Below are 13,104 nucleotides of genomic sequence, written 5' to 3'. Positions count from 1 at the left end.
GCCGGAGCGCGGGTCGACCGGGTACCCGCAGCCGTACGCGGACCCCGGGGGCGGGGCCGCCCAGGGGTCGTACGGCGGCGGCTGGGACGGGGGCTGGGTACTCACGGGGTGAGCGGCTCCATCAGGCGGGGGATGTGCGAACGATTGCGCGAATAGTACGCAAGGGCAACGACGCGCGCTCCCGTCGCCCCCGCCGCGACCCTCACAACCCGCTCCCCGCCTGTCCCGCGCGTAGCATCCGTCCCAGAGACCAGCCCGAACGAGCACATGAACGAGCAAAGGCGCTCCTCCCATGACGCACGGACTTCCCGGTTACGTCTGCCCCGACGACGGCGCCCGCGCCGACGTCCGCACCGCGCCCTGGTGCTGCCCGGTCTGCGCCGGGCCGTGGGACCTGGACTTCGTGGCGGAACCGGTGGGGACGCCCGGCGCCGGGCCGCACTCGCTGTGGCGCTACGGGCCCGCGCTGCCGTTGCCGGGCGCGCCGACGGTGAGCCTCGGCGAGGGGTGCACGCCGCTGGTCCCGCTGACCGACCGGATCTCCGCCAAGCTCGACTTCCTGATGCCGACCCTGTCGTTCAAGGACCGGGGCGCGGTGATGCTCGCCGAGCTGGCGCGGCGGCTGGGGCCGGAGCGGGTGGTGGCCGACAGCAGCGGCAACGCCGGGACCTCGGTGGCGGCCTACTGCGCGCGGGCCGGGCTGCCCTGCGAGGTGTTCGTGCCCGAGGGGACCTCCGCGAAGAAGACCGAGCAGATCAAAGCGCACGGGGCGCGGGTGCGGCGGATCGGGGGCGGCCGCGAGGCGGCGGCGCGGGCCGCGCGGGCGGCGGCCGACGAGCCGGGCGTCTTCTACGCGAGCCATGTCTTCAACCCCTACTTCCTCCATGGCACGAAGACGTACGTGTACGAGGTGTGGGAGGCACTGGGAGGCGAGCTCCCCGAGGTACTGGTGGTGCCCGTGGGGAACGGGACGCTGCTGCTGGGCGCGGCACTGGCGATCGCCGAACTGGCGCGGGCGGGCGTACGGGCCCCCGCGCTGGTCGGCGTCCAGGCGGCGGCCGTGGCTCCGCTGGCGGCGGCCTTCGCGGCCGGGGCCCACGAGCTGACCGTCCCCGGCGCGGCGGCGCCCACCCTGGCCGAGGGCATCGCGATCCCGGCGCCGCCGCGGGCCCGGCAGATCCTGGCGGCGGTCCGGGCGTCGGGGGGCACCTTCCTGACGGTGCCGGAGGACGCGATCCGCGCCGCGCAGCGCGACCTGGCGGCGCGCGGGCTGTACGTCGAACCCACGGCCGCGGCGTGCTGGGCCGCCGTGGGCCCGGCCGCCCCCGCCGATCCCCTCTCCTCCCGCACGGCGGTCCTCCCCCTCTGCGGCGCGGGCGCCGCATCGGGCCTGGCCCCCGACACCCGCCCCGGCCCCGTCGGCACGTGAGGCGCGGCGTGCGGGGCGGGGCCCCGGAACGCTCCCGCAGCGGCACCCACCGGCTCCCCGCGGGCCCGCCCCCCGGCTCCCGCGGGCCCATCCCCCCGGCCCCCGCGCGCGGCATCCCTCCGGTCCCCGCAAGGTCCGGTATTCGCCCGCCCCACCCGGCCCCCCTCTGATGAAATGCCCGCATGACCAAGACGATTGACCTTTCCCGTGCCCACGCCTTCCACGCCCTGCACACCCCCGCCGCGCCCCTGGCCCTCGCCAACGCCTGGGACGTCGCCAGCGCCCGCCTCGTCGAGGCCGCCGGGTCCCCCGCCGTCGCCACCACCAGCGCCGGTGTCGCCTGGTCCCTCGGTTCGCCCGACGGCGACTCCCTCTCCCGGGACCGCGCCCTCGACCTGATCGCCCGCGTGGTCGCCGCCGTGGAGGTCCCGGTAACCGCCGACATCGAGGGCGGGTTCGGCGCCGACGCCGCCGGGGTCGGCGAGACCGTCACCGGCGTACTGGCCGCGGGCGCCGTCGGCGTCAACATCGAGGACCGCTTCCGGGACCCCGCCGAGCAGGCGGAGCGTCTGGCCGCCGCCCGCGCGGCCGCGGACGCCCTCGGGGTCCCGCTCTACATCAACGCCCGCGTGGACACGTACCTCCTGGGCCTCGGCGAGCCCGGCCCGGCCCGGCTGGCCGAGACGCTGACCCGCGCCGCCGCCTACCTGGAGGCCGGGGCCAGCGGTGTCTTCGTGCCCGGCGTGTACGACCCGGCCACCGTCACCGAGCTGGCCCGCGGCATCGACGCCCCGCTGAACATCCTGGTCGGCCCCGACGCCCCCGGCGTCGCCGCGCTGGGCGAGCTGGGCGTGGCCCGGGTCAGCCTCGGTTCCTGGGTCGCGGAGGCCGCGTACGCCGTGGTCCGGCGGGCGACGGAGGAGCTGCTCGCGGGCGGCACCTACGGGGCGGTCGCGGACTCCCTCTCCTACGGCGAGCTGAACTCCCTGTTCAAGGGCTGAGGTCCACGACCTGACACCCTCGGGAAACCCGGTGCGGCCGTACGTCTGTCCGATCGTAGGATCCCGGGGTGACGACACCACCCGACTCCCCCGGTTCCCCCCTCGACTCCCGGACCAGACCGGTCTCCGCCGCCGTCTGGGCCGCCCTCGCGATCGTCTACGTCGTCTGGGGCTCGACCTACCTCGGGATCCGGATCGTCGTCGAGACGATGCCCCCGTTCCTCTCCGCCGGGGCCCGCTTCGTCTGCGCGGGCCTGCTGCTCGCCGCGCTGGTCGCCTGGCGCGGCGGCGGTCCGGGTGCCCTGCGGGTCACCCGGGCGCAGCTCGGCTCGGCGGTGGCCGTCGGGCTGCTGCTGGTGCTGGGCGGCAACGGCCTGGTCGTCCTGGCCGAGACCGCCGTGCCGTCGGGGCTGGCCGCGCTGATGGTGGCCGCCGTACCGATGTGGGTGGTGCTGCTCCGGCTGACGGCCGGCGACCGGCCGCCGTCGCGCACGCTGGGCGGCGTCCTCGTGGGTCTCGCGGGTCTGGCCGTGCTGACCAGTCCGGGGCTCAGCGGCGAGGTGCGGCTGTGGGGCGTGCTGTCGGTGCTGGCGGGGTCGCTGCTGTGGTCGCTGGGCTCGTTCTCCTCGTCCCGGCTGCCGCTGCCGGGCGATCCGTTCGCGGCGAGCGCGTACGAGATGCTCGCGGGCGGCGCCGGCGCGCTCCTCGTGGGCCTGGCCCGGGGCGAGCAGCACGGGCTGGACCCGGCGGACTTCTCCACCCGCTCCTGGCTGGCGCTCGGCTACCTGGTGCTCATGGGGTCGCTGGTCGGGTTCACGGCGTACGCCTGGCTGCTCCAGTCGGCGCCGCTCTCCCTCGTGTCCACCTACGCCTACGTCAACCCGGTGGTCGCGGTCGCCCTCGGCGCGCTGGTCCTGGGCGAGGAGCTGACCTGGCCGATCCTGGTCGGCGGCGCGATCGTGGTCGCGGCGGTGTGCGTGATCGTGAGCACCGAGCGCCGGAAGCGCCCGGTGCAGTTGGAGGGGTAGCCGGAGGGGCCGTCGGCGGGGCAGTCGCAGGGGGAGCCGCCGGGGGAGTCCGCTCCGGCCCGCGCGGCCGCGCGGTCAGTCGCGCGCGGCCCGGTCGTACAGCGCCTTCGCGCGGCCGTCGAAGAGCGCGGCGGTGGAGTCCACGTCCGTGTCCCCGCCGCTGAGCACCGCGATGAGCCTGCCGGGCTGGCCGGGGCCGCCCCGGTCGGCGATCCAGGGGCTGCCGCTGGTGCCCGTCCAGAAGCCCGCGCAGCTGATGTAGAGCATGTTCGGGTCGTCGGTGTCGTGCACGGTCTGGGTGGTGCAGGAGACCGGCTTGTTCTTCGGGTTGAACGCCGAGTCCGGGTAGCCGACGGCGGTGACGTCGCGCTCGTACCCGGAGGCCCAGTCGGGGGACGGCGCCTCGCCGCGCCCCACGGCCTGCTGGACGGTGCGGCCCTTCTTGTCCGGCTCGATGGTCAGGAAGGCGAAGTCGGCGGTGTCGTCGCCCCACTTCGTCCAGCGGTCGTCCACGTGGATCGCGCTGACCTTCCAGCGCCCGAGCGGCTGCGTGCCGCTGCCCTCGCCGGAGAAGGCGGGCGCGAAGGACAGCTCGCCGATGGCGAGGCCGTCGTGGGCGACCTCGCCCGGGGTGCCGTCCTCACCGGCCGGGGCCACGCAGTGCGCGGCGGTGGCGACGACGTTGCCCCGGGGGCTGTCGACCACGCTCGCGGTGCACCAGTGCTCCCCGTTGGCCATCAGGACGCCGACGGCGGGGAAGGGCATCGCCTCCGGGTGGTCGGCACCGGACGACTCGAAGACCGCCACGGCGACGACCGCCGCGATCCCGGCGGCCGCGGCGGACGCGCCCTTCACCACCGTGCTGCTCATCGCGCGGCGGAGACGGGATCGGGGCTCTTCCCCGGACCGTGGACCGGAGTCGTGGACGGGGTCGCGCTCGTCGGCGCGCCCGGCGTCACGCTCGGGTCGGGGGTCGGGGGCAGCAGTACTTTGCTGATCCACTCCAGCGAGCCCTCCCTCATACCGCGGATGTACGACTTCCCATTGTGCTCACCATCCTGGATCACCTGGAGCCGGGTGTGCACAGGGCCCTTGCTGTAGTCCCTCATGAACTTCTCGGCCTTGTCGCGGCCGCTCTCCTTCGTACCTATCTGGAAGTTGATGTAGACGTCGGGGCCGCCCGCCGTGATCAGTTTCTCGGCGAGCTTCTCCGGGTCGTTCTCGTCCATCGCCCGGGTGTCCCCCTTCCAGAGCGGGGAATCGGGCACTATGTCGACGCCGCTGGCGATGACCGCCTTGAACCGGTCGGGGTACTTCAGTACGTGCTTGAAGGCACCGAACCCGCCGGAGGAGGACCCCATGAAGGCCCAGCCGTCACGGGACGCGAAGGTACGGAAATTGGCCTTCACGAAATCCGGTACGTCATCGGCCATCCAGGTGCCCATCCTGGGCTCTCCAGGGATGTCCGAACCGTCGAAGTGGTGCTTGGTGTCGGCGTTGATCACCGGCATGACGAGAAGGAAGGGCAGGCTCTTGCCCGACGTCGCGCCGTCGGTCACGGTCTGCTGGAGGCCGAGGCCCGGGCCGGTCCCCCAGTAGTTGGTGGGGTAGCCGCGGCCGCCGGGCAGGGCGATCAGGACCGGGAAGGCGCTCTTCGCGTACGCCGGGTCGTCGTACTCCTTCGGCGCCCACACCCATACGTCGCCGGTGAACCCGGACTTCTTCCCGGCCAGGGTGGTCCTGCCGATCTCGGTTCCGTCGGGGAGGCGGCCGGTGCGCTGGAAGGCGGCCCTGGGTCCGGTCGGCATCCGTACACCGGGCCGGGCATCGCGCTGGGCGGCGTTCTCCGCGTCCACCTGGCCGGCGGTGTCCTGGAGCCGGCCGAAGGACATCGGTTCGCCGATGTCGGAGAAGAGCCCGAACTGGTACGCCGCCGCGCCGCCCCCCGCGGTGAGCGCGAGGGCGAGGGAGCCGCTGATCAGCAGCCTGCGGCGGCGCTTGGGACGGCCGGCCCCGGCCGCCCGCCCCGGGTGGCCGGTCGCGTGGCCGGTCGCGGGCTCGGGCTCGTGGCCGGTCGCGAGGTCTCGCTGGTGCTGGTGGTCATGCTGCACGGAATCGTCCCGTTCCTTCTCCGGCGCCCTGGAAGGGCGCGGGCAGGACCGTTTGGTCCCCCTTACACCCCTATGAGAGGGATGAAAGGTGGGTTGGGTTGCCTCCGGCGGCAGTGATGTGCGTCGGGCCGTGCGTCGGACCGGCGCACGTCAGGCTGCGCGCGTCAGGCGGTGCGCGTCAGCCCTCGGCGGACTTGGGGCCCTTCAGCACCTTGCTGATCCACTCCAGCGAGCCTTCCTTCATGCCCCGCACGTAGTGCCAGCCGTTGTGCTCGCCGTTCTGGATGTCCCGGATGGTGACCTTGACCGGGCCCTTGCCGAACTCCGTCTGGAACTTCTCCATCCGGGCCCGGTCCTTCTCCTTCGTACCGATCTGGAAGTTGATGTAGACCTCGGGGCCCTTGGCGTCGATCAGCTTCTGGGCGAGCTTGCGCGGGTTGTTCTCGTCCATTCCCTTGGTGTCCCCCTTCCACAGCGGGGAGTCGGGAACGATCTCGCCGCCGCTGGCGATCACGGCCTTGAACCGGTCGGGGTGCTGGAGCACCTCCTTGAGGCCGACGAACGCACCGGAGGAGGACCCCATGAAGGCCCAGCCGTCACGGGACTTGTACGTACGGAAATTGGCCTTGGCGAAGTCCGGTACGTCCTCGGCGATCCAGGTGCCCATCTTGGGCTGGCCCGGGATGTCGGAGCCGTCGTAGTAGTTCTTCTCGTCCGGGTTCAGCACCGGCATGATCAGCACGAAGGGCAGGCTGGTGCCCGCCTGGACGCCCTCGCTGATGGCCTTCTGGAGGCCGAGGCTGCGGTCGGACCAGTAGTTGGCCGGGAAGCCGTTGCCGCCGGGGAGCGCGATCATCACCGGGAAGGCACTCTTGGCGTACGTGGGCTCGTAGTACTCCTTGGGGGCCCACACCCACACGTCACCCGTGAACCCGGACTTCGCCCCGGTCAGCCGGGTCTTGGCTATCTTCGTGCCGTCGTCCAGGCTGCCCGTCTGCTTGAACTCGGCCCGCGGCCCGGTCTCCAGTTGGACGTCCGGGTCACCGCTCGGCTTCGGCGCTTCCTTGCCGCCGCCGCTGCCGCCGGGGGCGGAGGCGCCCGCGGCCGGGGTCCCGCCGAAGCTCACAGGGTCGCCGTCGCCCGAGAACCAGTCCAGCTTCCAGGCCGCGAAGCCCCCGCCGCCCGCCACCAGGACCACGGCGAGCGCGGCGCTGATCCACACCCCGCGCCGGGACCTCCGGGGCCCCTCGCCGCGCCCCCGGCCGCCCGAGGGTCCGGACGGCGGCGTCGGAGGGCTCCGCGGGGGCTGGTGCTGGGGCTCGTACGGGTGGGGCCGGGCCTCGTACGACGGGGTCCGGAGGTCGTACGGCTGGGGCTGGAGGTCGTACGGCTGGGGTTGACCGGCATGGCCGGCGTCATCGGAGCGGCCGGAGTGACCCGAGCGGCCGAAATGGCCCGAGTGACCGGACCGACCGGAGTGGTCCGGTGCCTGATGACCGCTCGGATCCTGGTACGGCTGGTCGTCGGGCCGCGGGCGCTGCGGGTACTGGTGCACGGACTTCGCTCCGAACGGTCATGACTGCCCCTGCTGGACAGAACGGCTTGGCATCCCTCTTCTCCTGATGCGCGAATCTCGCACAAGGTTTCAAATCCAGGCAAAAAAATGACCCGTATCCCACCAAGGACGCCGTCTCCCCCCTCGGCCGCACCCCGCGCCCGCGGCGGGCCGGAACTGCGCGTTTGACCCCTTGGCACGCCGTTCGAATCTCCCTACCTTCGGGATCCAGCCCATCAGGGATTGCGCGACACGACACGGAGGCGTCACATGCCCACAGCCACACCGTTGCTCCCGAAGCTCGACGAAGTCCGCGACGCGGGCCCCCTGGAGGTCGATGAGGAGTCGATCGTGTTCGAGGACGACGACCGCTCCGACCTCGAACCCACGGCGTGTCTCGCCGACCCGTGGGTCACCGCCACCACCCGCTTCGCCTGCGAGAACAACTCCTAGCGGTGGCCGGGTCCACCGCCGGCGGCGATGGAAGGGACGCACGGAACGGATGGTCCGACGCGACGTGGACATATCTGACCGATCCGCGCATGCCGGCGGTGGACCACGGCTGGAAACTGCACCTCTCGGCCCGCCCCGACGAGTTGGCGGCCGTCACCGCGCTCGTCCTGCCGGTACTGCGGCGGCACGTCTGCCACGCGAAGTACGCCAAGGATCCGGAAACGCTGCGGGCCATCAATTCCGGGGTGGGCGGCCCGGGCGTCGTGGGCAAGGCGATCACGGTGTACCCCCTGCCCGGCACCGTCGCGGAGATCGGCGCGGAGCTGGTCGGCGTGCTGCGTGACCGGGAGGGGCCGCAGGTCGTCAGCGACCGGCGGATCGACCCGCGCTCCCCCGTCTACTACCGCTACGGGCCCTTCACCGGCGAGTACCGGACCGGCCGCGGCGGGCGGCTCGAATCGGTCATGACCGGGCCCGACGGCCAGCTCTTCGACGGGCTCGCCGTCGGCGCGTACCGCTGCCCGCCCTGGGCCGAGGACCCCTTCCCGACCGCTGCCGCCCGGACCGGCCCCGCGGGCGGGCGGTCCGTCCGGGGTCTCGGCGGCGGGCGCTACGAGATCACCGCCGGAATCGTGCGCACCCCGCAGGGCAACGTCTACCGCGCGCTCGACCGTTCCTCCGGCCGGACCGTGGTGGTCAAGCAGGCACGGGCCTTCGTGTCCGAGGACCCGACCGGTACGGACAGCCGCGACCGACTGCGCAACGAGCGCGGGATCCTCGCCGCCCTGGCCCCGGTCACCGGAGTGCCCCGCGGGCTGGACTACTTCCGCCACCAGCCCGACGAGTACCTGGTGATGAGCGACTGCGGCGACCGGGACCTGCGCCGGGACGTCCAGGAGAACGGCCCGTACGCCGACGCCCGTCCCCCGCGTTCCCCTGACGCCCTGCCCGAGCTGGCCACCCGGCTGCTGCGCATCGTGGACGAGATCCACGGGCGGGGCGTGGTCATCCGCGACCTCAAGCCGAACAACGTGGTCCTCGACGGCGCGGGCCTGTGCCACGTGATCGACTTCGGGATCAGCGAGCTGAACGGCGTCGGCCCGAGGGGCGCGACCCCCGGCTACAGCGCCCCGGTGCTGCGGGCGACCGGTCCGGCCGCGCCCGCCGACGACTACTACGCGCTGGGCGCGACCCTGTGCTTCGCCGCCACGGGCCTGGACCCGGTGATCGTGGACACGGGTACGGGCACGGGCGCTGGCACCGGCGCTGGCACCGACGCCGCGATCAACCGGGACCGGACCCTGGAGGGCCTGGCGTGGGCACTGCCGGGCCGTGCCCACGGGGGGTTGCGGGCGGCGATCGGCGGCCTGATGAGCTTCGACCCGGCCGTGCGGACCTCCGCCGCGGCCGGGCTCCGTACCGGGACACCGGACCCGTCCCCGGCATCGCGGCGGCTCCCCCGGCCGCTGCCCCGGCCCCGGCCCCGGCTGGACGACGTCCTGCTCCAGGAGGTCATCGCGCACACGGCGGAGTACTGCGTGGCCGAGGCGCGCCGGATCGCCGACCCGGAACTGGCCGCCCGCTCGCCCGTCCCCACGCCGATCGACGTCTACGGCGGAAGCTCCGGGCTGGGTCTGGAACTCCTCCACCACACGCACCGGCCCGGTGTGCCCGAGGCCGTCGACGCGCTGGCGCGGTGGACGGCGGACCAGTCCAGGAACCTGTCGCCGGGCTTCTACGCGGGGCGCGCCGGGGTGGACCTCTTCCTGGCGGAGGCGGGAGTGGCGCCCGCCCCGGCGTACCCGACGCAACCGGCCCTCCCGACCCGGGCACCGGACGGCGGGCCGCCCGAAGCCGACCTCATCGAGGGGGTCGCGGGCATCGGCGTCGGCAGACTGCTGCTCGCCCGGGGCGCGGCCGACGGGGCGGGCGCCGACGCGCACGTGGCCGTCGCCGCCGAGTGCCAGCGGATGCTGACGTCCGGCCGGGCCCGGCTGACCCCGGCGGGCGCCCGTACGACCGGCAGCGCCGCGCTGGACGAGGGCCTCGCGCACGGCGGCGCGGGCGTGGCGTACTTCCTGCTCGAATTCGGCAGCGCCACGGGCGACCCGGAGGCCGTCCGCGCCGCCGAGGAGGCCTGCGCCCGCCTGGCCTCGGTCACCCCGGACATCATCGCGGCGGCCCGGGCACCGGGCGCGACCCGCCGCTACGGCTCGTGGTGCCGCGGCCTCGCCGGCATCGGGACGGTCCTGGTCCGCGCCGCCGACCGCCTGGGCGAACCGGCGTACCTCACCCTCGCCCAGCGCAGCGCCCGCACCTGCGCCACCCTGGCCCCACGCATGCCGCTGGTCGGCCAGTGCTGCGGCCTGTCCGGGGTGGGCGACCTGATGCTGGACCTGGCCGGAGCCTCGTCGGCCGCCGCCTCCGAGGAGTTCCGGAGGGCCGCCGAAACCATCGCGCTGATCATCCTGACCCGCAGCGGCGGCCCCCGCTCCCGCCCCACCTTCCCGGACACCGGCCTCACCACCCCCACGGCCACCTGGGCCACCGGCTCCGCGGGCGTCCTCTCCTTCCTCCGCCGCCTCCACACCCGAACCACCCCCCGACTGGGCCTGATCGGCTGACCGTCCCGGCCCGGCCCCGCCCCGCAGGACCTGACACGGCACGGGCATCCACACATCACAGACCGGTTACTCCCCACGCATTAGGTGCGCCCCGTGACGACCATGTCCGGATGCGCACACATCGCACCTTCGCGGCCCTCGGCGCCGTGGCATTCCTCTCCCTCACCGGCTGTCAGACCGTGGCGCCCACCGGCACCACACCTGCCACGCCCAGGCCGACCACCCCGAAGACGAGGACGGCCACCGTCCCCAACCTCGTCGGCAAGGGACTCCAGAGCGCCCAGGACGAGTCACAGGCGGCCGGCTTCCCCGCGCTGACCTCCCACGACGCCCTCGGCCGCGGCCGCGTCCAGGCCGTGGACCGGCACTGGAAGGTCTGCACCCAGGCCCCGGCGGCCGGCCAGACCGTCCCCGCCGAGACCACCCTCGATTTCGGCGCCGTGAAGCTCGAAGAAACCTGCCCCACCAAGGACCAGGGCCCGGAACCGCAAGCGGCCGGCGTCATGCCGGACTTCACGGGCAAATCCGTGAAAGCGGTCCGCGGTTCCCTGCCGTCCAACACCAGCATGACCGTCAAGGACGCGACCCAGGGCCGCATGGTGCTCCAGGACTCGAACTGGAAGGTCTGCGCCCAGACCCCCAAACCCGGCACCGCCCTGACAGGCCAACCCCTGGCGTTCACCGCGGTCAAGTTCGAAGAGCCCTGCCCCTGACCCGCGGAGGTTCCCCCGCGACGCGGCGCCCGGCCCTAGACCGGCACCGCGAGGCCGAAGGGGGCCGGCTCCCACAGCGGCCGACTCCTTTCGACCTCACGGTGTCCGAAGGAGGTGCCGGCGAGAACGGCATAGCCTCACGAATATGCTGTGAAATCCCATCACCGCTATCGGTCATGCGCCCAACATCCCTTCACCCGCCAGCTGCGAGAAAACGTCACGCCAATCAGGCCCAGCCTCGCAACGAGAGCGCGGTCGAGCAGCTCGCGCTCGACTTCATCAAGAACCACGGCGAGTCCACCTCCGACGCGGCCCGCGTGCTGGCGACGGCGTACGGGGTCTCCTCCTAAGTGGTCTGCAGCGGAGGGCTCACCGAGATGCACACATTGCGGGCCAAGGTCTGACCGATGTTTTCAATCACCAGCACGAGCAACGATGACCCAGGGATACGGGGCCTGATGTCGACGATGACGTACGGCTCCGCCTGCTCGCGTTGCGCCTTCTCCGTGAGGGCGTTGGCTCGGGCAACTGCTCTCGCCTGGCGCCGGTTGTAGACGAGGGCCCAAAACGCGGCCGTCGTCGAGAAGACGAGAGCTGCCACGGAAATGACCACCGTGGCGATCTGGACCGATGCGTCGCTCATGGCCGGATGCTAGGTGGGGACCGGTTTATGGCGTGGCAGGTTGCCGAAATTCCTCCGGCCGGGATCGTTGGCTCGCCAGCTTGAACTACGGGCCGCTACGGTGAAGCCATGACCGCACTGCCCGACTGGATGCGCCCGCCGCGCGCGGAAGGCTGGTTCGCGGAGGACCTGGACCGCCTCCCCGAGGCACCACGCCACACCGAGCTCATCGACGGAGCCCTCATCTTCATGATGTCGCCACAGCGGTCCTGGCACGGCCGCCTCGTCACCGCCCTGACCACCACGCTCATGGCGCAGGCGCCGACCGGCTTCGAGGTCGAGCGGGAGATGACAATCCGCCTCGATGCCCGCAACCGCCCGGAGCCGGACCTCTTGCTGACCGACCTGCCCTACGACCCGGACCGCACGTGGTACGCCCCGAAGGCCGTGAAGCTCGTCGTGGAGGCCGTGTCACCCGAGTCCGCCCATCGCGATCGCACAGTAAAGCTCCGCAAGTACGCGGAGGCCGGCATCCCTCACTACTGGTGCATCGAGGACGAGGACGGCTCACCCGTCGTCCACGTCTACGAACTCGACGAACCCACCGGCGCATACGCGCCAGCCGGGATCTTCCGAGGCACCCTCCAGCGCCCGGTGCCCTTCGAGATCAGCCTCGATCTCGACAAGCTCACACCGCCACGAAGCGGCTGACGAGTCAGCACCAAGTCAGCACGGCAATACAGAAGGGGTCGGACTCGACAGAGTCCGACCCCTTCTGACCTGCACGCTTGACGCAGCTACCTCACATGCGGTAATGAGGCGACTACACGTTGAAGCGGAACGTTCAACACAGGGCTCCGACCTGCGAAAACGCGACTTCCGGAGCCCCCATCCAGCACCGATCCAGCACGGTGCGCGTTCATCCAGCACATCCAGCACGCGGGCGTCGAGGCGACACCTGCCCACCACCACCACATCTATTGTGTACGCATGGGACACTCGGTACCCTTGAGCGCATGACGCAGCCACTGCCCATAGAGTCCATCCGCGACGTGCGTGCACACTTGTCGGAGGTAGTGGAGCGCGCAGACCGCGACGACGTGCCCACAGTGATCACGCGCCGAGGCAAGGAAGTCGCCGCCATCGTCTCCATCGAGGTGCTGCGCAAGTACCAGGAGTGGGAAGAGCGCGAGATCAATCGGATCATCGACGAGCGCATGGCCAACCCCGCACCCGGCATCCCGATCGAGGACATCATGAGGGAGACGCTGGCGCGCGGTGAGTGAGTACCGAACCGTCTTCCGCCCCGAGGCGCAGGCCGAGCTTCGGAAGATCCCCCGCGACATGGCACTGCGCATCCTGGCCAAGCTGACCGAGCTGGAGACGGACCCTCTCGGCTTCAACACCACCGCACTTGTATCCCAGCCCGAACGGCGCCGGCTGCGCGTCGGCGACTACCGCGTCGTCTACACGATCGACAACGGAGAGCTGATGGTCTGGGTCGTTCACGTGGGACACCGGTCCACCGTTTACGAGACCTGAGCACCCCTGACTCCACATCAGAATAT

Annotated in this window: 15 protein-coding genes; 11 read left to right on the top strand and 4 right to left on the bottom strand. The window is 72.3% G+C overall.

Going from position 1 to position 13,104, the window contains the following annotated elements; genetic code table 11:
- The first annotated feature begins 292 nt into the window (after window positions 1-292).
- The 3 genes from QMF80_RS25910 to QMF80_RS25900 all read left to right on the top strand — a co-directional run bounded on the left by QMF80_RS25910 (window position 293) and on the right by QMF80_RS25900 (window position 3,458).
- The gene (locus tag QMF80_RS25910) at window positions 293-1,429 is read left to right on the top strand and encodes a pyridoxal-phosphate dependent enzyme (protein ID WP_283457255.1); all 1,137 of its coding nucleotides are present in this window, start codon (window positions 293-295) and stop codon (window positions 1,427-1,429) included.
- 182 nt (window positions 1,430-1,611) lie between these two features.
- Window positions 1,612-2,430: an isocitrate lyase/PEP mutase family protein gene (locus QMF80_RS25905; protein ID WP_283457253.1), complete on the top strand. Its 819-nt coding sequence runs from the start codon at window positions 1,612-1,614 to the stop codon at window positions 2,428-2,430.
- Window positions 2,431-2,498: 68 nt separating this feature from the next.
- Window positions 2,499-3,458, top strand: a complete 960-nt coding sequence (locus tag QMF80_RS25900; protein WP_283457251.1) for an EamA family transporter — start codon at window positions 2,499-2,501, stop codon at window positions 3,456-3,458.
- A 75-nt stretch (window positions 3,459-3,533) separates the two neighbouring features.
- Here the strand turns inward: QMF80_RS25900 and QMF80_RS25895 are convergent, their stop codons facing one another.
- From QMF80_RS25895 to QMF80_RS25885, 3 genes are all read right to left on the bottom strand, one after another.
- Window positions 3,534-4,328 (bottom strand): trypsin-like serine peptidase, encoded by a 795-nt coding sequence (locus QMF80_RS25895; RefSeq protein WP_283457249.1) that lies wholly within the window; start codon window positions 4,326-4,328, stop codon window positions 3,534-3,536.
- Window positions 4,325-5,569 (bottom strand): alpha/beta hydrolase, encoded by a 1,245-nt coding sequence (locus QMF80_RS25890; protein ID WP_283457247.1) that lies wholly within the window; start codon window positions 5,567-5,569, stop codon window positions 4,325-4,327. The genes QMF80_RS25895 and QMF80_RS25890 overlap by 4 nt, the downstream gene beginning before the upstream one ends.
- Window positions 5,570-5,747: 178 nt before the next feature.
- Window positions 5,748-6,791 carry an alpha/beta hydrolase gene (locus tag QMF80_RS25885; protein ID WP_349372239.1) on the bottom strand — a complete coding sequence of 348 codons (1,044 nt, stop codon included), beginning with the start codon at window positions 6,789-6,791 and terminating at the stop codon, window positions 5,748-5,750.
- Window positions 6,792-6,878: 87 nt separating this feature from the next.
- On the opposite strand from QMF80_RS25885, the gene QMF80_RS25880 reads away from it, so the two are divergent.
- From QMF80_RS25880 to QMF80_RS25860, 5 genes are all read left to right on the top strand, one after another.
- Entirely contained in the window at window positions 6,879-7,148 is a 270-nt protein-coding gene (locus QMF80_RS25880; protein ID WP_283457245.1) for a hypothetical protein, read from the top strand.
- A gap of 246 nt (window positions 7,149-7,394) precedes the next feature.
- Window positions 7,395-7,577 carry an SflA family class IV lanthipeptide gene (locus QMF80_RS25875; protein ID WP_283457243.1) on the top strand — a complete coding sequence of 61 codons (183 nt, stop codon included), beginning with the start codon at window positions 7,395-7,397 and terminating at the stop codon, window positions 7,575-7,577.
- Window positions 7,578-7,666: 89 nt separating this feature from the next.
- Window positions 7,667-10,201 carry a class IV lanthionine synthetase LanL gene (lanL, locus tag QMF80_RS25870; RefSeq protein WP_283457241.1) on the top strand — a complete coding sequence of 845 codons (2,535 nt, stop codon included), beginning with the start codon at window positions 7,667-7,669 and terminating at the stop codon, window positions 10,199-10,201.
- A gap of 110 nt (window positions 10,202-10,311) precedes the next feature.
- Window positions 10,312-10,914 (top strand): hypothetical protein, encoded by a 603-nt coding sequence (locus QMF80_RS25865; protein ID WP_283457239.1) that lies wholly within the window; start codon window positions 10,312-10,314, stop codon window positions 10,912-10,914.
- A 176-nt stretch (window positions 10,915-11,090) separates the two neighbouring features.
- Window positions 11,091-11,264 carry a hypothetical protein gene (locus QMF80_RS25860; RefSeq protein ID WP_283457269.1) on the top strand — a complete coding sequence of 58 codons (174 nt, stop codon included), beginning with the start codon at window positions 11,091-11,093 and terminating at the stop codon, window positions 11,262-11,264.
- Here QMF80_RS25860 and QMF80_RS25855 read toward each other — a convergent pair.
- Complete coding sequence (locus QMF80_RS25855) at window positions 11,261-11,557, bottom strand: DUF8453 domain-containing protein (RefSeq protein WP_283457236.1); 297 nt, start codon at window positions 11,555-11,557, stop codon at window positions 11,261-11,263. The genes QMF80_RS25860 and QMF80_RS25855 overlap by 4 nt on opposite strands.
- Before the next feature lie 108 nt (window positions 11,558-11,665).
- Here QMF80_RS25855 and QMF80_RS25850 point away from each other — a divergent pair, with 108 nt between their 5' ends.
- From QMF80_RS25850 to QMF80_RS25840, 3 genes are all read left to right on the top strand, one after another.
- Complete coding sequence (locus tag QMF80_RS25850; protein WP_283457234.1) at window positions 11,666-12,247, top strand: Uma2 family endonuclease; 582 nt, start codon at window positions 11,666-11,668, stop codon at window positions 12,245-12,247.
- Between the two features lie 305 nt (window positions 12,248-12,552).
- The gene (locus tag QMF80_RS25845) at window positions 12,553-12,822 is read left to right on the top strand and encodes a type II toxin-antitoxin system Phd/YefM family antitoxin (RefSeq protein ID WP_283457232.1); all 270 of its coding nucleotides are present in this window, start codon (window positions 12,553-12,555) and stop codon (window positions 12,820-12,822) included.
- Window positions 12,815-13,078 carry a type II toxin-antitoxin system RelE family toxin gene (locus QMF80_RS25840; RefSeq protein WP_283457229.1) on the top strand — a complete coding sequence of 88 codons (264 nt, stop codon included), beginning with the start codon at window positions 12,815-12,817 and terminating at the stop codon, window positions 13,076-13,078. Before QMF80_RS25845 ends, QMF80_RS25840 begins: the two co-directional genes overlap by 8 nt.
- Window positions 13,079-13,104: the final 26 nt, after the last annotated feature.

Source organism: Streptomyces sp. G-G2, from assembly GCF_030063135.1.
GTDB lineage: Bacteria > Actinomycetota > Actinomycetes > Streptomycetales > Streptomycetaceae > Streptomyces.
The sequence above is the reverse complement of the archived record's forward strand: the minus strand, read 5'-3'. Positions and strand labels throughout refer to the sequence as shown.

What these genes read in the sequence shown, in the direction of transcription:
- QMF80_RS25865 (WP_283457239.1), top strand. Translation starts at nt 10,312, where the DNA reads ATGCGCACACATCGCACCTTCGCGGCCCTCGGCGCCGTGGCATTCCTC.
- QMF80_RS25895 (WP_283457249.1), bottom strand. Translation starts at nt 4,328, where the DNA reads ATGAGCAGCACGGTGGTGAAGGGCGCGTCCGCCGCGGCCGCCGGGATC.
- QMF80_RS25845 (WP_283457232.1), top strand. Translation starts at nt 12,553, where the DNA reads ATGACGCAGCCACTGCCCATAGAGTCCATCCGCGACGTGCGTGCACAC.
- QMF80_RS25860 (WP_283457269.1), top strand. Translation starts at nt 11,091, where the DNA reads ATGCGCCCAACATCCCTTCACCCGCCAGCTGCGAGAAAACGTCACGCC.
- lanL (WP_283457241.1), top strand. Translation starts at nt 7,667, where the DNA reads ATGCCGGCGGTGGACCACGGCTGGAAACTGCACCTCTCGGCCCGCCCC.
- QMF80_RS25875 (WP_283457243.1), top strand. Translation starts at nt 7,395, where the DNA reads ATGCCCACAGCCACACCGTTGCTCCCGAAGCTCGACGAAGTCCGCGAC.
- QMF80_RS25905 (WP_283457253.1), top strand. Translation starts at nt 1,612, where the DNA reads ATGACCAAGACGATTGACCTTTCCCGTGCCCACGCCTTCCACGCCCTG.
- QMF80_RS25850 (WP_283457234.1), top strand. Translation starts at nt 11,666, where the DNA reads ATGACCGCACTGCCCGACTGGATGCGCCCGCCGCGCGCGGAAGGCTGG.
- QMF80_RS25855 (WP_283457236.1), bottom strand. Translation starts at nt 11,557, where the DNA reads ATGAGCGACGCATCGGTCCAGATCGCCACGGTGGTCATTTCCGTGGCA.
- QMF80_RS25910 (WP_283457255.1), top strand. Translation starts at nt 293, where the DNA reads ATGACGCACGGACTTCCCGGTTACGTCTGCCCCGACGACGGCGCCCGC.